The organism is Mesorhizobium sp. LNJC394B00 (assembly GCF_000502555.1).
Lineage (GTDB): Bacteria > Pseudomonadota > Alphaproteobacteria > Rhizobiales > Rhizobiaceae > Mesorhizobium.
In genome coordinates this window covers 91,340-112,250 of sequence record NZ_AYWH01000005.1, presented here as the reverse complement: position 1 = coordinate 112,250, position 20,911 = coordinate 91,340, and the positions used below count along the sequence as shown (strand labels likewise).

At 62.0% G+C, this 20,911-nt stretch carries 19 protein-coding genes; 9 read left to right on the top strand and 10 right to left on the bottom strand.

What is annotated here, in order from left to right; genetic code table 11:
• Positions 1–193: 193 nt before the first annotated feature.
• From X751_RS146160 to X751_RS146190, 7 genes are all read right to left on the bottom strand, one after another.
• Positions 194–1,435 (bottom strand): glycosyltransferase, encoded by a 1,242-nt coding sequence (locus X751_RS146160; protein ID WP_023702332.1) that lies wholly within the window; start codon positions 1,433–1,435, stop codon positions 194–196.
• A 223-nt stretch (positions 1,436–1,658) separates the two neighbouring features.
• The gene (locus tag X751_RS146165; RefSeq protein WP_023668804.1) at positions 1,659–2,738 is read right to left on the bottom strand and encodes a glycosyltransferase; all 1,080 of its coding nucleotides are present in this window, start codon (positions 2,736–2,738) and stop codon (positions 1,659–1,661) included.
• A gap of 31 nt (positions 2,739–2,769) precedes the next feature.
• The gene (locus X751_RS146170; RefSeq protein WP_023668805.1) at positions 2,770–4,101 is read right to left on the bottom strand and encodes a UDP-glucose/GDP-mannose dehydrogenase family protein; all 1,332 of its coding nucleotides are present in this window, start codon (positions 4,099–4,101) and stop codon (positions 2,770–2,772) included.
• A 55-nt stretch (positions 4,102–4,156) separates the two neighbouring features.
• A complete protein-coding gene (locus tag X751_RS146175) occupies positions 4,157–5,056 on the bottom strand; it encodes a glycoside hydrolase family 16 protein (RefSeq protein ID WP_023668806.1) in 900 nt (299 codons plus the stop codon).
• A 121-nt stretch (positions 5,057–5,177) separates the two neighbouring features.
• On the bottom strand, positions 5,178–5,573 hold the full coding sequence (locus X751_RS146180) for a hypothetical protein (protein ID WP_023745202.1): 396 nt from the start codon (positions 5,571–5,573) through the stop codon (positions 5,178–5,180).
• A gap of 127 nt (positions 5,574–5,700) precedes the next feature.
• A complete protein-coding gene (locus tag X751_RS146185; RefSeq protein ID WP_023702337.1) occupies positions 5,701–6,723 on the bottom strand; it encodes a glycosyltransferase family 2 protein in 1,023 nt (340 codons plus the stop codon).
• Positions 6,724–6,853: 130 nt separating this feature from the next.
• Entirely contained in the window at positions 6,854–7,978 is a 1,125-nt protein-coding gene (locus tag X751_RS146190; protein WP_023745201.1) for a nucleotidyltransferase family protein, read from the bottom strand.
• Between the two features lie 478 nt (positions 7,979–8,456).
• On the opposite strand from X751_RS146190, the gene X751_RS1000000165775 reads away from it, so the two are divergent.
• The 6 genes from X751_RS1000000165775 (at position 8,457) to X751_RS146215 (ending at position 14,171) form a co-directional block, all read left to right on the top strand.
• Positions 8,457–8,609 carry a lasso RiPP family leader peptide-containing protein gene (locus X751_RS1000000165775; RefSeq protein ID WP_023684233.1) on the top strand — a complete coding sequence of 51 codons (153 nt, stop codon included), beginning with the start codon at positions 8,457–8,459 and terminating at the stop codon, positions 8,607–8,609.
• A gap of 162 nt (positions 8,610–8,771) precedes the next feature.
• Entirely contained in the window at positions 8,772–9,041 is a 270-nt protein-coding gene (locus tag X751_RS146195; RefSeq protein WP_245259933.1) for a PqqD family protein, read from the top strand.
• Between the two features lie 25 nt (positions 9,042–9,066).
• Positions 9,067–9,441 (top strand): lasso peptide biosynthesis B2 protein, encoded by a 375-nt coding sequence (locus X751_RS146200; RefSeq protein ID WP_023702339.1) that lies wholly within the window; start codon positions 9,067–9,069, stop codon positions 9,439–9,441.
• 3 nt (positions 9,442–9,444) lie between these two features.
• Positions 9,445–11,361 (top strand): lasso peptide isopeptide bond-forming cyclase, encoded by a 1,917-nt coding sequence (locus tag X751_RS146205; protein ID WP_023745199.1) that lies wholly within the window; start codon positions 9,445–9,447, stop codon positions 11,359–11,361.
• Positions 11,361–12,329: an HPr kinase gene (locus X751_RS146210; RefSeq protein ID WP_023745198.1), complete on the top strand. Its 969-nt coding sequence runs from the start codon at positions 11,361–11,363 to the stop codon at positions 12,327–12,329. Before X751_RS146205 ends, X751_RS146210 begins: the two co-directional genes overlap by 1 nt.
• A 6-nt stretch (positions 12,330–12,335) precedes the next feature.
• On the top strand, positions 12,336–14,171 hold the full coding sequence (locus X751_RS146215) for an ABC transporter ATP-binding protein (RefSeq protein ID WP_023745197.1): 1,836 nt from the start codon (positions 12,336–12,338) through the stop codon (positions 14,169–14,171).
• 47 nt (positions 14,172–14,218) lie between these two features.
• Here the strand turns inward: X751_RS146215 and X751_RS146220 are convergent, their stop codons facing one another.
• A complete protein-coding gene (locus X751_RS146220) occupies positions 14,219–14,491 on the bottom strand; it encodes a hypothetical protein (protein ID WP_023711266.1) in 273 nt (90 codons plus the stop codon).
• 607 nt (positions 14,492–15,098) lie between these two features.
• On the opposite strand from X751_RS146220, the gene X751_RS146225 reads away from it, so the two are divergent.
• The 3 genes from X751_RS146225 to X751_RS1000000164805 all read left to right on the top strand — a co-directional run bounded on the left by X751_RS146225 (position 15,099) and on the right by X751_RS1000000164805 (position 18,487).
• Complete coding sequence (locus tag X751_RS146225) at positions 15,099–15,776, top strand: sugar transferase (RefSeq protein WP_023668816.1); 678 nt, start codon at positions 15,099–15,101, stop codon at positions 15,774–15,776.
• A gap of 218 nt (positions 15,777–15,994) precedes the next feature.
• Complete coding sequence (locus tag X751_RS146230) at positions 15,995–17,218, top strand: polysaccharide biosynthesis/export family protein (protein ID WP_032892935.1); 1,224 nt, start codon at positions 15,995–15,997, stop codon at positions 17,216–17,218.
• Between the two features lie 177 nt (positions 17,219–17,395).
• The gene (locus X751_RS1000000164805) at positions 17,396–18,487 is read left to right on the top strand and encodes an acyltransferase (protein ID WP_023696958.1); all 1,092 of its coding nucleotides are present in this window, start codon (positions 17,396–17,398) and stop codon (positions 18,485–18,487) included.
• Between the two features lie 10 nt (positions 18,488–18,497).
• Here the strand turns inward: X751_RS1000000164805 and X751_RS146235 are convergent, their stop codons facing one another.
• Both X751_RS146235 and X751_RS146240 read right to left on the bottom strand, forming a co-directional pair.
• Entirely contained in the window at positions 18,498–19,781 is a 1,284-nt protein-coding gene (locus X751_RS146235) for an O-antigen ligase (protein ID WP_023689977.1), read from the bottom strand.
• A 275-nt stretch (positions 19,782–20,056) separates the two neighbouring features.
• On the bottom strand, positions 20,057–20,884 hold the full coding sequence (locus tag X751_RS146240) for an SDR family NAD(P)-dependent oxidoreductase (protein WP_023745195.1): 828 nt from the start codon (positions 20,882–20,884) through the stop codon (positions 20,057–20,059).
• Positions 20,885–20,911 lie beyond the last annotated feature (27 nt).

Here is a 20,911-nt window from a genome sequence, read left to right as displayed (position 1 = left end):
GTGTGCCCTTGACAAAAGCCGGGCCGAAAACAGGGTGCCGGAGGCACAAGACATGCAGCATGGAACTCTACCGCTGTTGGCCCACCCGCAGGGACGTTAGTATAGGTCTTGCTGCACTGCAACATTTTTGGTGCAGTGTAGCAAGATTTCCCTCGGCTTGGCGTGTCTGCCGATCAAACGCAGAGCAGCAGTGTCAGCCGGCAGATGAAGGATCCGCCAAGCCCTCGGAAACCCCGACATGACCGGCAGGTTCATGCGCAGGGCTCGATGTGGCCAGTTGGGTAACGATCTGCGCAAAACGTTCATTCAGAACATCTGCGTTGAAGTCGTCCTCGACTTTGCGGCGTGCGGCAAGCGCGATACGCTCGCATTCGGTCGGGTGCTCCCCGGCCCAGGCAAGCTTGCCGGCAAGCGCTGAAATATCTCGCTCGGGCGCAAGCAACCCCGTCTCCCCATCCTTGATGAGCTCCGGGATTCCCGAATGATACGTGCTGACCGCAATCAATCCGGCGGCCATGGCCTCCATGAGCGCGACCGGAATGCCTTCCATATCCCCGTCGCTGGCAGTGATACTTGGCAGCAAAAAGAGATGAGCCATGCGAAGCCGTCTTTTCACCTCTGCGTGAGGGAGGCTGCCGAGGAATGTTACGCGACCAGCCAAGCCCAGCTCTACGGCCAGCTTCTCCAGATTCATCCGCAGAGGACCGTCGCCAACAATGTCGTAACGCCAGTCTAGCTGCGGCTGGGAGGCCTTGAGAGAGGCCAGGGCTCGCAAGGCGAACTCGACGCCTTTCTTTTCGACCAGGCGGCAAACCGTCGTCACGACCAGTTGGGTGCCTTCCCACGATTCCCAGCGATAGCCGATTTCGCGGGTGTCAATTCCCATATGGTGGACCGTCGTGCTCGCCTGGGACAGGCCGGCTTCCAGCAGCATCGTGCGGAAGTAATCGTTGACGGGCAGGTTCAGGGTCCCATGCTTGGTCAGCCCGGCATATTGTGTCGCGAGCACTGCCTGCCGCGCCGGGATCGCCACGTCCGCGCCGTGAAAGATGGTTATGATCGGTGGTTTGAGCACCTTCCATTTCTTCAGTGCGGCTGCTCTCTCGCCGTTCTGTCCGAAGTGGGCGACAATCACGTCGCAGCGGTTCAGGCGGCGTGCAAAGGCGATGTCGAGAACGGTCGAGGCCTTGTATCGCAGACGCGGCGGCAGACGCTGTACAAATTTGCTGATTACAGCGGCCCATCGCCACCAATGTCGGGTTCTGGCGAGCAGCGTCGCCATCGGCTCGCTTTGCCGGTCAATTCGGTGGTCACCTTGCATCTTTTCGCAGACCACTTCGACCTGAAAGCCCCGCGCCAGCAGCCCAGCCATCTGGTCCACGACGAAGGTTTCCGAAAGCAGAGGGAATTCGCCGACGACAAAGCCCACGCGCATGACCCGCCCATAAGGTTGGGGCTTGCTCGGACCAAGCGGTCCATATCGCACAAGCCCTAATGTAGACAGGCAGAATACACGTTGATTGCTGCAGTGCCACAAAATATTGCACTGCAGCAATTAAAAGTGATCCGGACGGGCGCACGACGCCTGGACCTGGCTAACGGGAACTTTGCGCGACCACGGTCGTGCAGCGTCTCAGCTGAAATGCAACACGACGCGTTTAGGCTGCGCGCTCCAAACCGACACGTCTTGCGCGGTCGAGAACGCCCATGAACGTTGCGAACTGGCTGTCGGGGTTCATCTGCCGCCGCTCCGAAAACTGACGTGCTGTCGCTGACAGCCGCTTGTACTCGGCCTCATCGCTCCACAGCCGCCTGATCGTTGCGACCCAGTCGGCGAGCGGGGCGTCGTAGTCCAGTACCACGCCGCCGGCGCCGATCGCTTCCGGCAGACCGCCGCGCCGCGAGCCGACCACGGGAATGCCACTACAATGCGCTTCCGAGGCCACCCGGCCCCAGGCTTCTTCCCATTTGCTGGGCGCAAGCAGGATTTTCGTGCGGCCGTAGACCGTCTTCATGTCGCTGGTGCGGCTTTCCAGCTTGACGTTCTGGAGGGGAGAGATTGTTGCTTCGATCCGGGCTCGATGATCGTCGTCGAGCTTCCAGCTTTCGACGAACAGGAACGGGATCTCGGGACAGGCGGCGGCAATGCGCACCGCAAGATCGAAGCCTTTTTCCTCATATGGATTGATGAGCGTGACAAATTCACCGGTCGTCGGTGTGCTGTAGAACGCGGGATTGATGGTCGGCGGAATAACCGTCGAATCGATATCGAATTTTGCCTTATAGGCGCGCGCGGTGAACTCGGAGTTGGCGATATAGACCGCCGAATGGAGCTCACGCAGATCGCCGGCCAATTCGTCGAATTCGACATTCCTCAGATAGACGGTCAGCGGCACGCCAAGCCTCTGCAGCTCTCTGCCGATCGGCACCGAATTGTGGCACTGCACGACCGCGACATCCGGCCTCAACTTTTTGACGGCGAAGTCGGCCGCTTCCCAGGGGAACCACGCCCGTACAACCGGATAGCCCGGGAAATTGTCGATGACCGCGCGCTGACGAAGGAGCTTCATCTTGGCGCGCGCCCTGAAGCCGAACATGCCGTCGCCGAACAGCGCTGCCAGAACGGATGCCTCGTGACCATTTTCGCGCAATTGCTCGACCAGGTGGTGGGTGCTCGACTGGACGCCCCCGCTGAATTGCGGCGTGTAGCCGGTGCCGCCTGCAAACAGAACTTTCATGAACCTGGCTCCGCGTTGTGCCGCCCTGCCTTCACGCCGCCATCCTGCCGATCGAGAAATACTCGATGCCGTGACGGGCGATGACCTTGGGATCATAGAGGTTACGGCCATCGAAGATGACCGGCGTGGTCAGGGCATCCTTCACCGCGTCGAAGGACGGGGCGCGGAAACTCTTCCATTCGGTGGCGATCAGCAACGCGTCGGCGCCGCGCAGTGCCGCCTCCTTGGTGCCGCACAACAAAAGGTCGTCGCGCAGGCCGTAGATGGCCTGGCATTCCTGCATCGCCTCGGGGTCGTAGGCCTGCACATTGGCGCCGGCCTGCCACAGCGCCTCCATCAGGACGCGCGCCGGCGCCTCGCGCATGTCGTCGGTGTTGGGCTTGAAGGCGAGGCCCCAGAGCGCGAAGGTCTTGCCCTTGAGACTGCCCTTGAAATAACGGTGCACCTTGTCGAACAGCACCGACTTCTGGGCATTGTTGCGCTCCTCCACGGCGCGCAGCAGCTTGGCGTCGAACTTGACACCTTCGGCGGTCTTGATCAGCGCGCGGACATCCTTGGGAAAGCACGAACCGCCATAGCCGAGGCCGGGATAGATGAAGTGGTAGCCGATGCGCGGATCCGAGCCGATGCCCTTGCGTACCTCCTCGATGTCGGCGCCGAGCTGCTCGGCCAAATTGGCCATTTCGTTCATGAAGGAGATCTTGGTCGCCAGCATGCAGTTGGCGGCGTACTTCGTGAATTCGGCGCTGCGCACGTCCATCACGATCATCTTCTCGTGGTTGCGGTTGAACGGCGCGTAGAGCTCCCGCATCACCGCCTCGGTGCCCTCGCTGTTGGTGCCGACAATGATGCGGTCAGGCTTCATGCAGTCGGCGACGGCGGAACCCTCCTTGAGGAACTCAGGATTGGAAGCGACGTCGAAAGCCAGGTCCTGGCGCCCGCGCGCCTTCAGCGTCGCGGCGATTTTGGCCTTCACCTTTTCGCAGGTGCCGACCGGCACGGTCGACTTGCCGACGACGATCTTGGGACCGTCCATCTCGCGGCCGATGGTCTCGGCCACCGCCAGCACATATTTGAGGTCGGCCGAACCATCTTCGCCGGGTGGCGTGCCGACCGCAATCATCTGGATCTCGCCATGCTTGACGCCGGCGGCGGCATCGGTGGTGAACTTGATGCGGCCGGCGGCGTGGTTCTCCTTGACCAGGGCCTCCAGTCCCGGTTCGAAAATCGGCACCAGGCCCTGGTTGAGCCGCTCGACCTTCTTTTCATCGACATCGACGCACACCACCTGGTGCCCGACCTCCGCCAGCACCGCGGCCTGCACGAGACCGACATAGCCAATTCCAAAGACCGTCAAATTCATTCGGGTTAATTCCTGTTCACGCCCTTTGGCCTTATATAGCCGGGCCGGTTCAGATCTACTTTATGCTGCTTACACTGCATGCCAGCGATTCCGGAAACTGGCACGGCTGGCCGAGCGCGGTGAAGGCGACGCGCTGCACCTGCATCGTCACCTGGCGGCCGGGGTCGGAAAAGGCGCCCATCCAGTTTTTCAGCGTGTCGCTGCCCCAGAGGCTGAAGAATATCTTCTGCGAGTGGGTCGGCAATTGCTCGGGATTGGTCACTTCCTGGACCAGCTTGCCGTTGACGTACCAGCGCAGCCGGTCCTTTTCCCAGATAAAGGCATAGTCGTTGAAGCCCTTGTCGGCGCCGCCTTCGACCTCGGCCAGCTTCTCGTTCTTGGGCTTGCCGGCGATGTAGCTGTTGACCTGCACCTTGGATGTATCCTTGGTCAGCACCTCGAAGTCGATCTCATACCAGGGCTGTTTGTCGGCAGGGCCGATATAGGTGAAGAAAGCGGCGTTGAGACCGGATCCGGTGTCGGTCTTCATCCGTGCTTCATAGGTCCCATAGCCGAAGCGCTGCTTGGTCTGGATCTCGGCGCAGGCGAACTCGCGGTCCTTCAGTTTGCGCTTTTCGAAGCCGAGCGTCAGCATGTTGTCGGAAAATTTTACCAGGCTTTTCGACCAGGTGCAGTTCTGGTGATTGCCGTTCGACCAACCGTCGGAGACATACCAGCGCGAACGATCGAAACTCTTGAAATCGTCGACGAAGGACGGTGCGCTTTGCATCTCCGGGGAGGCGTCCTGGGCGCGGGAGGGGTGGGCGGCGCCGAGCAGAGCTGCGGCTGCCGCCAACAGAAGCGCACCAACGGATAGAAGACGCGTTGGGTTTACAAGACGCATTGGCCGATTTGGCCGCGTCGAAATCATGGCATCGATTGCCGCCATGGGCGTCGTCTTCGGATCTGCGTTCATATCAATTCACCTTTGTGCTGTTCCGCCCCAACCCAAAGTCACCGATTGGCCCACATTGCTAACGGGCCGATCCCGATCCTCCGTCCCCGAACTTTCTCTTCTGTGTCTCGTGTGACCGTGTTCAGCCGAAGCGACCTGCGGGTTTGACATATTCCCCGTGCGAATCAGAACTCCGGCCATCCTCGCCGACGATCGCGTCGAGTGAATGACGCAGTTCCTTCATCCGGCTCGTCTGGCGCACCAGCTCGGCGATGCGCTGTTCGCAGTTCAGGATGGACTTCGTCAGCTCGCCGACTTCCGACAGCTTGCGTGCCGACGCCGAGCCGTTCTCCATCGACTCGACCAGGAAGGCCGCGTTGGTGGACTTCGACCGGTAGCGGGCCTCCAACCCGGTCTTCTCGGCCGCAATCTCGGCCGTGATCTGATCCAACAGCTTTGCCAGACGGTCGAAACGCGCCAGATCGGTCTGCTTGTCGCGCGCTGGGTCCCTGGACCTGAAGCCGAAAATTGAAGCCATCCGGTTGGCCTTCCAAAATTGCTGCACCGCAACATACAGTGCCATCGTCGGGGCGTGTAGGCAACCTCCGAGTTTCAGAAAGGCAATTTTTTCAGCCTTGCGGCCGCCGTCCCGGACTTGGCGGAGCCTACTTTTGCGCCGCCGTGCTGGTAGCGGCCATGAGGAAGCGCAAGGGCGGCACCGGCTGCTGCCGCGGGGACAGACCGGCGTGGCGAAACAAGGCATCGAGCTTGTCGGCGGCCACGCCGACAACGATAGGAATGAGGTTCGACTGGCTGGCCAGCGCATAGGCGGCGGCAGACGCCATGCCGCGCTCGGCCTTCACATCGAGGAAATTGCGCAGCCGGTATTTGTCACGCACATGCCGCTCGTGCTTGCGCAGCAGGGCCTTGGAGCCTTCCGGCAGGCTGTCGATCTTGAGCAGTGCCAGATCCGCATCGGCGAGGCGCTTCAGATCCTGTGTCTTGTGGCGCCCGCTCAGCGAATCGGCGCGCACGATCGCGCCATAGCCGCAGGAACGGATGACCTTGAAGCGTGCGCCAAGGGCAAAGGCGCGGGCGTACAGTTCATAGTCTTCGCCGAGACGCAGGTTCTCGTCGTAACGCAGCCCATGCCTGTCGAGGAAAGCTCTTGATATCACCGGCTTGAGAAAGCCGAGTTCGCCGCGCTGGACACGCCGTCTGGAGATGTTGCCCTCGATGAACCGCTCGAAGTCGAGGAATTCCGGGTCCGCCGAAAAGGACGGGGCGACGATCTTCGAGACATCGGTCGCCGTATCGTCACGGATCAGCATGATGTTGTCGGCGGCGAAATCCCAGTCGGCGCTGGCAAACAGCTGGCGAAACCGTCCCTGAAGGAAGAAATCGTCGGCGTCGAGAATGCTGATGAAAGGCGATTTCGACCCGGCAATGGCGGCGTTGCGGGCGAAGGACGGGCCGCGATTGGCGTCGAGCCGGATGACCGAAAGCCGGCCGCTGCCATCATCGGCAGCGCTGGCCACCTTTGCGGTGTCATCGGTGGAGGCGTCGTCGACGACGACGACTTCCGCCACCTCCGGCTCGCGCAGCGCCGAGGCGATGGCTGCGGGAATGGTCCGGGCCGCGTTGCGCGCCGCGATGATCACGCAGACCCGGGATTCTGTCATGGACATAGGGTGGCCTTTCGATTGCATAAAGTGTCGCGAGGCCCCTCGCCCTCCCGGCGCGCGGCGCCGGACCCCGATCCATCCCCAGCGGATCGGGACGGAACGTTATCTGCCTGCTGCATGACGACCCTCATCGTCACCGGCTTTCCCGCTCGAAAATCCGCCGGCTGAGGTCGGCTGACGCGGCCCAGCCGGCCTCGGTCAGGTAGCGGACAGGTTCGCGGCCGCACAATTCCCACAAAACGGTGCGCCGTTGCGGCCATCTGAGCGACGACAGCCACGGCGCGATGACCATGTGGAACAGGTCTTCATTGCCGATGCGTGACAGGATCCTGGTGGCCCGATCCGACAGCAGCGTGCCGGCGCCACCAAGCAGCACATCGGCGGCGCGCAGGCCCAGCAGCAGGGTGTCAGCCAGCCCCTGCTCGACCGCGTAGTCGAGCACAGTCTGCTGCTCGGCCTCGCTCAGCCGACTGGCAGCGGCCCGGACATCGCAGACATAGCCCGCGCATGGCTCGCGGTTGAACAGCGCCTTTGCGACACTGATGCAGGACAGAAGCAAAGTGTCGGAGGCCGAGATGAACGGCACGCTGGAGCCGGCGATCGCAAGCGCGCGCTTGCGGCGCAGGAACCCTTCCGTATCGCGCGGGCTGGGCGATCCCGGCTGCTGGAGCCGGTAATGGAGATCGACGGTGGACAATTTCCGACCTTGGCTGCGAACCATGTGCTGCTCGCCCAGAAAGCGCACCCACCAGACGGAGCGGGACTTGCCGGCGACCTCGTAGCCGATCGAGCGCAGCGCATCGCGAGCCCTAAAGAAGCCGGCCGGCGACACCAATATGTCAACATCTCCGGACGGCTTCATGAAATGGTCGCCATAGAGCAGTTGCTGCTGGAGGGGCCCCTTCAGGAACACGAAATCGATGCCGCTGCCGCGCAGCGCCTTGTCGATGGCCATCGAATCCATGATGCCGGACGAGTTCATCGCAATCGTGCGCCGGCGATAAGTGTCGAGCCACTCGAGCAATCCCGGCGGCGTCTCGCCCGCCGGTGGGCGCGACAGCGCCTTCAGCATGAAGGTGGCGACCTTGTTCAGCCTGGCGATGTCGCAAACATCGGCAACGGAGATGGCCGGTGCAGGCGCGGCGCTGGGGCTCGCCCCGGAGGCGAAGAACAGCCGCAGGCACGCCTGCACATAGGCCACTTCGTCGGCGCAGCCAGCGGCGCGCAACCTTTCGAAGGTCCCTTCCTGCAAGGCCATCTGCTGCAGCATCTCCGCAAAAAATTCGCCAGGCGCGTTATATTGCAAGTGCGAAGCAAAGCATCGCCAAATTCATGCGCCGCGTCCAGTTTTTCCTTTGGCGCCAATTTCCTGCAACCTGAACGTTTCGCAACACAGTCCTAGATGCAAGGCGCCGGTTGATCGGGGCTTGTGACGGGTACGTCAGCAACAATTTTGTGGGAATGCGCCAGCGCCCAAGTGAGGAGCATTCGAAGGAAAATTTAACGTAATTAAATCAGATACTTAGTTGATGGCCTCGGACACTCTGCTGAATTCTCCTGGGATGTGAAAATGCAAAGCGCTTTGATCACCATTGAAGGGAGTCGCAACCGAGAATTGATTAACGGCTGGTAAATCAGGCTTGACTCATAAATGCTGCCATGCAGCTATTGCGGTGCAGCAATAGCTCGCTGCCGGCAATCGACAGGCCGCTTCCAGTCCACAAGTGGAGAGTAAATTGGAACAGAATGTTGAAAAGCATGAGTACGAAACCCCTAGCCTGACGGTCCACGGCTCGATCGAGACCATCACGCAAGGCGGTAGCGGTACTACGGCACTCGACGCCTCGTTTCCGGCACATACGCCGGTCGGCGAACTCACCTTCTCCTGAGTATTCTCTCGTTGGGGTGACAAAGTCCGGACTCTGCAAACAGAGCGCACTAAGGAGAGTCGGGGGTCAAACCCCGGCTCTCGCGTCTTTGTCCGGAATTGCCGAAGCGTTGGTTGTGAGCGAGGTTTAGGAATGGACTGGAACCCCACGGACCATGATCGGATGAGCGCGAGCAAGGATGCCGTGGCCTGCGAATTCGGCAACGGCCTGGCGCTGCTCGATATGAGGTCCAACATCTATTACAGCCTGAACAGCGTCGGCGCCTATATCTGGGAGCTGATCCAGGAGCCGCGGCCGATTTCCGAAATCCGCAGCGCCGTGCTGGATCGCTACAATGTCGATCCGGAACGCTGCAAGGCCGATGTCGATGGATTGTTGAAGGGCTTGGCGGACGCCGGGCTTGCGAGGCTCCATGATGAGGAACTTGTCTAGAGCTTTCTCACTTGGCGGGCCGGAGATGCTCTTTCTCGCCCACTGCCTTGCGGTGGTCGTGGCGGTGCGGCTGGGGCTGACGCTGCTTTCCTACAACAAAGTGCGCCGCATGGTGACCCGGCTCGACGCGCGCGAACCAGCCGACATCGGCGATCTCAGGCGTGTCGCCTGGGGCGTGGCTGCGGCTGCCCGCCTGGTGCCTGGCGCAAGCTGTCTGACCCAAGCGCTTTCCGGCCAATATTTGCTTGCCCGCCAGGGCAACGCCTCAAAAATCCGCATCGGCATCGAGCGCGATACCGGCACCGAGTTGAAGGCGCATGCCTGGCTGGTCAGCGGCGACCATATCGTGCTCGGCGGCTCGCTTGGCGGGTTTAACCATCTCGTCGACCACGGCCAGTGAGCGATGAGCGGCGTCGCCGGAATTCTGCTGAGGCAGGAAGGCAGGCAGGCCGCCGCGGCCGACATCCAGCGCATGCTTGCCCGCATGCAGCATCGCGCGCCTGACGGCAGTTCGTGGTGGATCGACGAGGGCGTCGTTCTTGGCCACGCCTGGCTCAACACCACCGATGAAGCCGGCCCCGGCCCGCTGACCATGGCCGGCGGCAAGCTCGCAATCACCGCGGATTGCCGGCTGGACAACCGCGACGAACTCTTGGCCAGGCTCGGCATCCGGGACAATTCGGTTGCCGACGCCGTGCTTGTGATGCGCGCCTATCTGCGCTGGGGCGAAGCCTGTCCCGAATATCTGCAGGGCGACTTCGCCTTTGCCATCTGGGACGCCGAGCGCCAGAAGCTGTTTTGCGTGCGCGATCATTTCGGCGTCAAACCCTTCTACTACCATTCGAGCGACCGGCGTTTCGTCTTTGCTTCCGAGATCGGGCCGATCCTCGATGTCGGCGGCGTCGACATGCGCATCAGCGAACACCAGATTTCCGGCTTCCTCGCCGGGCTGCCCGACGATCCGCAATCGACTGCCTATGCCGATATCTTCCGCCTGCCGGCGCGCCATAGCCTGACGGTGACCGGGAACCAGGTGGTGTTGCGCCGCTACTGGCAGATCGAACCGTCGCCAAGACCGATGCGGGCGGACACGGCCGAGGAATTCCGCCATCTGTTCTCGCAATCGGTCCGCAACCGCATGCGCGGCACGCCTGCGGTCGGGGCGATGCTGAGCGGAGGCCTCGATTCCTCCTCGATCGCCTGCGTGGCGGGCCTGCAGAATGCCGCCCAGCAAAGACCGAGGCTGCCGACCTTCTCGCTGGTGTTCGAAAAGGGCTCGCCGATGGATGAGCGTCCGTTCATCGAGGCGGTGCTGGGCCAGCAGAAGGTCGACGGCACTTTGATTTCCGTCGGCGACTACGCGCCCTTCGCGGAATTCGAACGCATTCTGGAGGAGCAGGAAGAAACGTTCCTGGCCCCCGGCCTGTCGCTGACCCGCGACATCTACAGGACGGCCGGCGCCAAGGGCATGAAGGTGCTGCTGGACGGCCATGGTGGCGACGAGGTGGTTTCGCAAGGCCACGGCCATCTGCACGAACTCGCCGATGCCGGCAAATGGATGGAGCTGTGGCGTGAGCTGCGCAGCGCTTCCAACACTTATGGCGACGGCATGCTCGGCCTTTACTACAAGTTCCTGACCCTCTACGGGCCTGCCTGGCGCGTCGCGAGAATCAAGCGGTTCGCGAACCGCGTGCTTGGCAAATTGCGGCGCCATCCCACTGGGCGGCCGGCGACGAGCTGGCGCGGCCTGATCAATCCGGACCTGGCGATGCGCACCGACCTCGTCGAACGGTTCCGCAGGGCCGGCTATATGCCGCCCGCGGTCAGCGCCAGCGAGACCTTGACCCATCGCTGGCTGCTGTCGAACGGCATGGTGCCGCACGCCTTCGAGGTTCTCGACAAGGCCGCCGCCAATTTCGGCGTCGAGCCGCGCTACCCCTTCTGGGACAAGCCGCTGGTTGAGTTCTGCCTGGCACTGCCCGGCGCGGAAAAGCTGAACCAGGGCTTTGGCCGCTCGGTGTTGCGCCGTGCCATGGAAGGAATTTTGCCCCCGGCGGTGCAGTGGCGGCGCGACAAGATCGATTTCACCTCCAATTTGGTCAAAGGCATGCTGGGCAATCACCGCGATCTCCTGGACAAGGTGCTGGTGAAAGATGCGGCGCGGATTGCCCCTTACGTCAACCTGCCTGAGGTGACCGCCGCCTATGGCCGCATTTCCAGCCAACCCGAGGCCGCGACCTTGCCCGATGTCCAGTATGTATGGCGTTCGATTTCGCTATCGTTGTGGCTGCGGCAGGTGCAACAGCGCGGGAGCCACTGATGATGCCGGCCAACATGCCTCTTGCCGCTGATGACCGCCATGCAATTGCTGCTCGCGCACAGCACTTCTACAAAGCCTATGGGCTGACGATCGCTTCGCAGGTCGAACTGCCTGAGCTAGAGCCGAGCGAACCAGCTTGCGTCGATGTGCTGATCACGGTCGGCCCGATCGACCTGCCAAAACCCTCGCCCGAGACCGGAACTGCTTTCCGTTTCGAGCCGCGGCAGCAATATTTGGCATGGCAGACGGTCGGCGCCTTCCTGATCACCGATGCCTGCCGCATCGAGGTGGAGCCGGCGCCCGATGTCGACGACGCGCTGCTGGCGTTTCCGCTGCTCGGCCCGGTCATGGCGCTGCTTTTGCACCAGCGCGGCCTGCTCATCCTGCACGCCAGCGCCATTGCGGTCGGCGGCAAGAGCGCTGTCTTCATGGGCGACAAGGGCGCCGGCAAATCGACGACGGCGAGCGCGATGATCCGTGCCGGGCATCGATTGCTGACCGACGATGTCGTGGCGCTCGATCTCACGGACCGGCCGATGATCGTTCCGGGTTTTCCGCAGTTGAAGCTCGCCGCCGATGCCGCCGCCGCGTTTCCCATCCGCCAGGCAGAAATACGCCCGCAGGTGCATGCGGCGATCGACAAGATGCAGCATCGCCTGCACGCCGGATTTGCGGCAGACGCGGTGCCGGCGACCCGGATCTATATCCTCGAGCGCAGCGACAAGGCAGCGATCACGCCGCTGCCAGGCATCGGCGCCCTGCCGGCCATCATCAAATTTTCCTATGTGACGCGTTTCGGCCGTCCAGCCCTGGTCGGCGATTTTGCCACGACACATCTTCGCCAATGCGCGGCCCTGGCCAGCCAGGTCGGCGTCTGTCGCCTCGGAGTGCCGACCGGGCTCGACCGTATCGGCGAAGCCGTCGCCCTGATCGAAAACGATCTGGCGGCCGACAAAGGGCCGCGGTGAGCTGACATGTCCGCATCGCAGATCCTGCGCTTTTCGTTTTACCGCGATGTCGCCGGCTTCGGCGCCGCCATGGCCCGGATCGGCGGGCGCAGGACCTTCACGGCATTGCTGTTCCTGATCCTGGGAAGCCTGACCGAAGGCATCTCGATCCTGCTTCTGGTGCCGCTGCTGCATCTGGTCGGGCGACCCGAGCAGAATTTCGCGGTCAGGTTGCCTGACCGCGACTGGGTGCGCTGGCTGGCTCCGGACGGAACGCTGCAATTGACCACGGTGCTTTGCCTGCTGGTCGGGCTTGTCGCGCTGCAGGCAGCGTTCAACCGCTATAAATCCGTCTACATGGCGCGGCTGCTGCTCGACTTCATCAATCGCCTGCGCATGAACCTGTTCGAGAGCATCGGCAAGGCGCGGTGGGGGATATTCGCGCGCATGCGCAGCTCCGATCTCGACCATGCGCTGACCGGCGATATCGACCGCGTGCAGTCGGCGGCGTTCTCGCTGCTGATGCTGGTGCAGATCACTGTGCTTCTGGCGGGTTATCTCGTTGTCTCGCTGTTCATTTCGACAGTGATGACGGCGTTTGCCATTGTCGTCGGCATCGTCACCTTCCTGGCGCTGCAGCCGTTTCGGGCACGAGCCAGCGCCTTCGGCCGGGTTTTGACCAGCAATCGCCAGGAGCAGTACCGAACGGTCTCGGAGTTCCTCGGCGGCATCAAGGTGGCCAAGAGCCTGAATGTCGAGGCGACCTATTACGCGCAGCTTCGCGCGACGCTGGAGAAGATGAAGGCCGACAACATCAACTATGTCCGCAACAGCACCATCGGCACCGCTCTGTTCCAGGTCGCCAGCGTCATTGGTCTGAGCCTGTTCATCTATGTCGCTTTGGTCCGCTTCAACCTCTCGCTGGCCGAGATCGTTGTCCTGCTTCTGGTGTTCATGCGCATTGCGCCGCGCTTCATGGACATGCAGATGCAGGCGCAGCAGGTGCTGATCAATCTGCCGGCCTATGCCTCGATGCGCGACATGCAGGCGCGTTTCGATGCCGAGCGCGAGCCCGCAAACCTCGAATCGGATGCCAAGCTGTCGCTCGATGTCGGGCTCAACATACGCAATGTCTCCTTTGCCTATGAGGCGGGCGGCAAGCCGGTGGTGAGCGATGTCACCTTTGGCCTACCCGCCGGCAAGGTAACGGCGCTGATCGGTCCGTCAGGATCGGGCAAGAGCACGCTTGCCGACATGCTGCTTGGCCTGCTCGAACCGAGCGAGGGCAAGATCCTGGCCGATGGCGTCGAGATCGGCGCCGCCAACCGCCGGCGCTGGCGCGACCAGGTGGCGTATGTGCCGCAAGACGTGTTCCTGCTGCACGATACGATCGCCGCCAATCTGCGCCTTGCCGCGCCGCAAGCCAGTGACGCGGAGCTGTGGACTGCACTGCGCGCTGCGCATGGCGCCGACTTCGTCGAGCGGCTGGAGTTGCGGCTCGACACGGTGGTCGGCGACCGCGGCGTCCGGCTCTCGGGCGGCGAACGCCAGCGCATCGCGCTGGCGCGCGCGCTGCTGCGCAAACCTTCGCTGCTCATTCTCGACGAGGCGACCAGCGCGCTCGACTGGCAGAACCAGTCCCTGATCGCCAAATCGATCGACGGCTTGCGCGGATCGATGACGATCCTGACCATTGCGCACAGGCCATCGATGATCGCCTTCGCCGACTGGGTGGTTGCAGTCGAAAACGGACGAATCGTCGAAGTCGGGCAATATCAGAGGTTGAAAGCGAAGGCCGGCAGCCGCCTGTCGAAAATGCTTTCAGGCGAGCAATCGGAACCCGAGCCGGCCGAAGCAGGCTGAGTCCGGCTGCAAGATGATCCGAGGCCGACCTTGCGGCTTCAGACTGTTCAATGCACGCTGCGCCTCGCCGAGAGCTTCTCGCCTTCAACCGCCTTGTCGGCGCCGAGGCTTCTTTCGGCGTCGCGAGCCCTGTCGGCCGATGTCGGCGCGCTCCTGGCGATCATAACATACACCAGCAGGAAATAACCGACTTGGATGAGGACAGCGCAGCCGATGACGCGAAGCACCGTTGTGGTGACCGTCGCGCCGTCGACATAGGACCACGCGACCACGATCGCGAGGGCGAAAACCATTCCAATGACGAATTTTGGTAATGACATGTTCGGCGGCCCGTCAACCGGCCCGAGCATGCAAAAGCGATGACTTACCCACCCGAGTATCTCCCCATTCGCCATGCGAGCTTATTTAGCTGCTCTTTTTCGGCCGGTTGCTTCCGGCCTTCCCAACCCATCCAGACTCTATCAGGAATAATTTGCGACTCTATTAAGGCGCGAAACTGACGGCAAGGGCAACCAGCAATAATTTTCGGCTTGGCGGCGGCTTGGACTCCGCCATGCTGCGATGCACACGCAGGGGTGGTGGCCTAACTCGTCGTGCGCTTTATACTACAGTAGAATCTACAATGTTAATTAGTATTTTACTTGTTTAATTTAGCAAAGCCAGTGATTCGAAAATCAGTTAAAGCCGTTCCCTCTGCGGCAAAGGACGATTTGCCCAAAACCCGCCGAAAAAAGGCATTACATTTCCTACGGTTGCTAATTATTCGTCACAAACCCGCCATAAAGGGCAAAATTTGGGCAAGGAGGGTTTATTATTTAGTCAATTCCTGACGTGACTATTTCAGCCATATGGGAAATTGTGTGTTGCGCTGCAGCATTTTTTTGGTATCGTGGCATAAACCATCCGTTCAACGTATGGAGCTTTTGCATGAGGGACGTTGCCAAGTCGGCCAATGCGGCATTTTCGCATGTCGGCGTAGATTTTCCGCCACCCATCGGCGGGCTGCTGAAGCGCAGTTTCGATATTTTCGGTTCACTTGTCGGCCTGGTGGCGCTTAGCCCGTTGTTCCTGATGGTGGCCCTTCTGGTCAAGCTTTCCGACGGCGGCTCGATCTTCTACGGCCACAAGCGCATCGGACGCGGTGGGCGGATTTTCCCCTGCCTCAAGTTCCGCACCATGGTCGAAGACGGCGAACGTGTGCTGGCCGCCTATCTCGCGGCCAATCCGGAAGCCAACGCCGAATGGATCGCGACCCGCAAGCTGAAGAACGATCCGCGCGTCACCCGCGTCGGCGCCGTTCTGCGCAAGCTCAGCCTCGACGAGCTGCCGCAGATCATCAACATCCTGCAGGGCGACATGAGCCTTGTCGGGCCTCGCCCGGTGGTGCGCGACGAGCTTGAGATCTACGGCAGCGCCGCGGTCTATTATTTGAAGTCGCGGCCGGGCCTGACCGGGCTCTGGCAGGTCAGCGGACGCAACGATGTCTCCTATGACAGTCGCGTCGCGTTCGACCGTCACTATGTCGAGAACTGGTCGCTGTTCGAAGACGTTCGCATCATCCTCAAGACCGTGCCTGCGGTGTGGATGTCGCGCGGTTCCTACTGACCGACCGCAACTGGTCAGCAATCGGGCCGGTACGGCCCGAAGCCAATCCGGTCCAAAGCTATTCGGCGATGGGCCGGTCTCGCATTGCAGCCATAGTATTCTGCCAGGTTCCGAAGGAGGCACTCGGCAGCAGGCCTATCGGGCGGATGGGGCCAAAACGGATCGGAAACGTTCAGTTGAAAACAGACATATCAGCGTATTTTCGCCTTGCCGGCCCGATGCGGCCGGCACGGCTCGTCGCCACGTGCCTCGCTCTGTCGCTCGCGGTTCCGGCCATGGCCGACGAGTACCGGCTCGGCTCGCAGGACAAGCTCAACATCCGCGTCGCCGAGTGGCAGACGGTGGAAGGCACGTTCCGTGACTGGTCGGCGGTAAACGGCGAATATTCGGTCGGTCCAGCCGGCAATTTGTCGGTGCCGTTCGTCGGCGAACTGCCGGCCGCCGGCAAGACCACGTCGGAGGTTGCGGCCGCGATCAGCGTCGCCCTGCAGCGCAAGCTTGCCTTGTCGGACAAGCCGGAAGCCTCGGTGGAAATGGTGCAGTTCCGGCCGTTCTACATCTCGGGCGAGATCCAGACGCCTGGCCAGTTTCCCTATGTGCCGGAGCTGACCGTGCTCAAGGCGATCAGCATCGCCGGCGGCATCCGGCGCAACGCCGATTTCGGCACCCAGCTCGGCAAGGATCTGATCACCGCCAAGGGCAATTTCGACATTTATGACGACCAGCGCGTGCGGTTGATCGTCAAGCGTGCCCGCATCGATGCCGATCTCGCCGGCAAGGAGAGTTTCGAGGCGCCTAAGGAAGTCGAGGGCGACCCGCGCCTGGCGACAATCGTCGCCGACGAAATGCAGATCCTGATCTCCGACCAGAAAGCGTTGAAGCTGAAGCTGCAGGCGCTTGACGATCTGAAAGGGGTCCTGCAGTCCGAAATCGAGGCGCTGCAGAAAAAGATCGTCAACCAGCAAAAGCAGGTCGACCTGGCGCAGCAGCAGGCGGACAGTATCGGTCCGCTGGCGCAAAAGGGCTTGGTCGCCAACGCACGCCTGCTTTCCTCGCAACAGTCGGTCACCGATCTGCAGGGCAAGATCCTGGACTATGAGACGGCGATCCTCACCGCCAAGCAGTCGGTCAGCAAGGCGACGCAGGATGCCATCGATGCCCAGAACACGTTGAACTCGAGACTTGCCGCCGACCGGCAGCAGGTCGAAGCAGACCTCAACGAAGCCGCACTCAGGGTCAACATGCAACAGGGCCTGATGGCCCAGGCATCGGACCCGGCCACGACCGCCGCCATCACAAACCACAATGAAGAGCCGGCGCTCATCTATTCGCTGGTGCGCGTGACCGACGGCAAGACCAGCGAGATCGACGCCAAGGAAGATACGCCGGTGCTGCCGGGCGACGTCATCAAGGTGAAGCTGGCGCCGACGGCCAGCCAGTAACCTGTTTGTTTGGAGCAATTCCGGACGGAAAACCGTTTCCCACTTTTCCCGGAATTGCTCTAGCGCTCGGGCTCGCTCGGCGAGGCCCGCGCGATGGAGGCGGGAGGAACCAGTTCGGCTCGTTCGCGCCAGGGTGCGGGCGGGAACTTCCGTTTTTCGACCGCTTGAAGGCATTCCATGCAGCCCGCCGCACCGCGCCACGTCTACCTCAATCTCGATGCCATCCGCGGCGTCGCGGCGATCAGCGTCATGCTCTACCACTTCTCGCCGTTCCTGGCCGCCGGCAAGGTGCTGCCGTCGAGCTATCTGGCGGTCGACCTGTTCTTCCTGCTCAGCGGCTTCGTCATCGCGCATGCCTATGACCGCAAGATCGAAAACGGCATGGGCTTCGGCACGTTCCTGGCGATCCGCCTGATACGCCTCTACCCGCTCTACCTCGCCGGCACGCTGCTCGGTTTCTTCTATCTCATCGTCAAGAACCGGCTGATTCCGGCGGAATACATGCCGATCTCCGAGATCGGCACCATGCTGACGACCGGCATGTTCTTCATCCCGCTGGTCAGCGATGCCTATCACACGATCTTTCCGCTCAACCCCGCGTCGTGGTCGCTGTTCTTCGAGCTGATCGTCAACATCGCCTATGTCGCCGTCTTCTTCCTGCTGACGAAACGCGTGCTGACCGTGCTCATCGCCGTCAGCCTGGTGCTGCTGGTCATCGCTTCGATCGTGGCCGGCACCCTCGACTTCGGCATGACCGGCTCGACCATCATCAGCGGCCTGCCGCGCGTCTGTTTCTCGTTCTTCCTGGGCGTGCTGCTTTGCCGGTCCATGACACGCTATCAAAGCGGGCTCGGCTTCCTGCGGCGCGGCTGGTGGGTCGAGGGTGCGATCGCGCTGACGCTCATCGTCTTTGCCATCGCGCCGGCCGGCGGCGCGCGCGTCGCCTACGATCTCGCCTGCGTCGTCTTTGTTTTCCCGGCGCTGGTGGTGGTCGGCACTATTGCGCCGACGGCGCCGCGCCTGTCAGGCCTCTATGGCTGGCTGGGGCGGATTTCCTACCCGATCTACATCATCCACACGCCGCTGCTGATGATCATCGCCGGGGCGGGCAAGGCCGCAGCGATCGACCCGTTCGCGCATCATCCCTGGTTCGGCATCGTCATGGCGGTTTCGGTCATCGTCATCGCCGACATCGCCACGCGCGTCTATGACGAGCCGTTGCGCCGCTTCCTGCAGCGGCTGATGCTGCGCAAGCGCGCCGTCGCCTGAGATAAGCAAGTCAGACGCGCGCCGGCATGCGGCCGTTGGCGGTGTTCTCGTCCGGCACCGGAACATAGGCCCGCCTTGCCCTGGCGAGCGGCACCGGGCGCAGCTTGAACAGGCCGTAATAGACGATGAACGAGGCCATGAAATAGGGGCCGAGGATCTCGACCTCGAAGAAGGAGCGGATCAGCATCATGCCGACCGCGCCGGCGAGCACCACCGAATCGGCGCTCCAGTCACCGAACACCACCTTCGAAACATGGCCCCAGAAGGAGCGCAGGATGATCAGCGCCAGCATCGTCACGCCGATGAAGCCGAGCTCGACCAGCGTCTCGATATAGGTGTTGTGGAAATGGAAGCCGGTGCGGGTGGAGATGTAGAACTCGGCCCAGAGCCGTTCCGGATCGGCAAAACCCTGGATCCAGTAGGCGGCATAGCCATAACCGAGCACCGGACGCTGCTGCGCGGCGGCCCAGCCCTGTTCCCAGAGATAGGTGCGGCCGGTCAGCGTCGAATCCTTGCCGAAGATGCCGAGCACGACATCGAGCAAGCCAAGGTTCAGCGCAGCCATCACACCGCCCACCAGCGCCGTAGCGCCGACGACGAACAGCACGCGGCGGTAGCGGCGTGACAGAACCTTGCTCATGGCAAGCAAGGCAACGACACCGATCACCGCCGGAAGCGAAGCGACTGACGTCGCCGAGTGGGCGATCGCCAGCATATAGACGGACAGCAGGATGATCGGCGCGGTCCAGACGAAGCTCATCCAGTTGCGCCGGTAGAAGGCCAGAAAAGCGAAGCAGAAGAAGATGCCGAGCGAGGCGAAGAAGCCGATCTGGTTCTTGGAGCCGAAGGCGCCGACGAAATTGGTGGTGCCGTCGATAGTGTCGAGCGCATAGGCGCCAACCTTCAGCGAATACAGCAGCACGATGAAGATGCCGATCAGCGAGCCCAGCACCAGCGTGCGCGTGCTGATGGTGCGCGCCGCGATGTAGGCGCACAGCATGTGGGAGAAATATTGCAGCCCCGCCCGCGCGCTGGTGCCGGCCGCTTGCGACCAGAACAGCGACAGACAGACATAGGCCGCAAACAGCAGCGGCAGCCAGGCGCTGGAGAGATCGCGGGCGAAACGCCGGTAGTCGACGAACAGCAGCGGCAGCCATACCAGATAGTAGGCGAGGATCAGGATCTGGCCGAAATTGGTGGAGTAGGCGAAGGCAAAGACCGACACCGCAACGGCGAAGGCGGCATAGGCCTTGTTGTTGTCCGGATCGATCAGAATGGATTTCGGGATCTTCATATCCGTACCGGATTTCTCATGCTGCCGCCTTTCAGCTGGGCTGAAGCGCCCATGGTCGGCTTTTCTGCGTCATGCGCGATCGCCGGAACCTGCCCTTGCCGGATCCCGATCAGCGGGCATCCATTGTGCAGTGCACAATATAACCTCTATCGCCTGTCACTCAATGGTAAATTTGCCGCGAGGGGTAAAGTTGCCGCAGGCAGGGCCAAAACGAACATGCAACCGACAAATGGCGTTAATGCGGCTCGCTCGTTCGAAAATTCAAACTGTGGCCGCTACCACAGCGCTCCGCCGGTGATCTGGATGTTTTCCATGGTGATGCCCTTGGCCAGATCCGAGCACAGGAACACGGCTAGAGCCGCGATTTCCTGCGGCTGCAGCATGCGCTGCTGGGGATTGCCCTTGGCGATCTCGGCCATCGCTTCCTCGGCGGTTCTGCCGTTGCCCTCACGCTCGACCACCTGCGCCACGTTGCGGCGCATCAGTTCGGTCTCGACCCAGGTCGGGCTGATCATGACGCAGGTGACACCGTGCGCGGCGCCTTCCAGCGCCACGCAGCGGGTAAGGCCGAGCAGCCCGGCCTTCGAGGCGCAATAGGCCGGGTTGTCCTTCCAGCCGACGGAAGCCGCTGTCGAGCCGATGTTGACGATACGGCCCCAGCCGCGCTCGATCATGCCGGGCAGCACAGCTCGGGTGACGCGGAACGCTCCGCTGAGATTGGTGTCGACGATCTTGTTCCACAGCGCGTCGGAATGGCCGCAGACCGGCTGTTCGGCGGTGGTGCCCGCGGCATTGACCAGTATGTCGGCCGGGCCGATGGCGGCCTGCGCGTCAGCCGCAAACCGGTTGGTCACCTCGCTGTCGCGGACATCGAGATGGGCGGCATAAACCCTGGTGCCGTGGGCAGACAGGGCCAACCGCACGCGCTCGATTTCATCTGCGCCGGGATAGTAGGCGGCGTCGGTTCTTTCGGCGCCGGCGGGGGCGATGTAGGAGCCGACCGCTACATTGACGCCGGCTTGCGCCAACGCCGTCGCAATCGCGAAGCCCATGCCGGAAAACCCGCCGGTGACGATCGCGCTGCGGCCGGAAAGGTCTGTCATGGGCAGTGAATCTCCGATACGATGTTT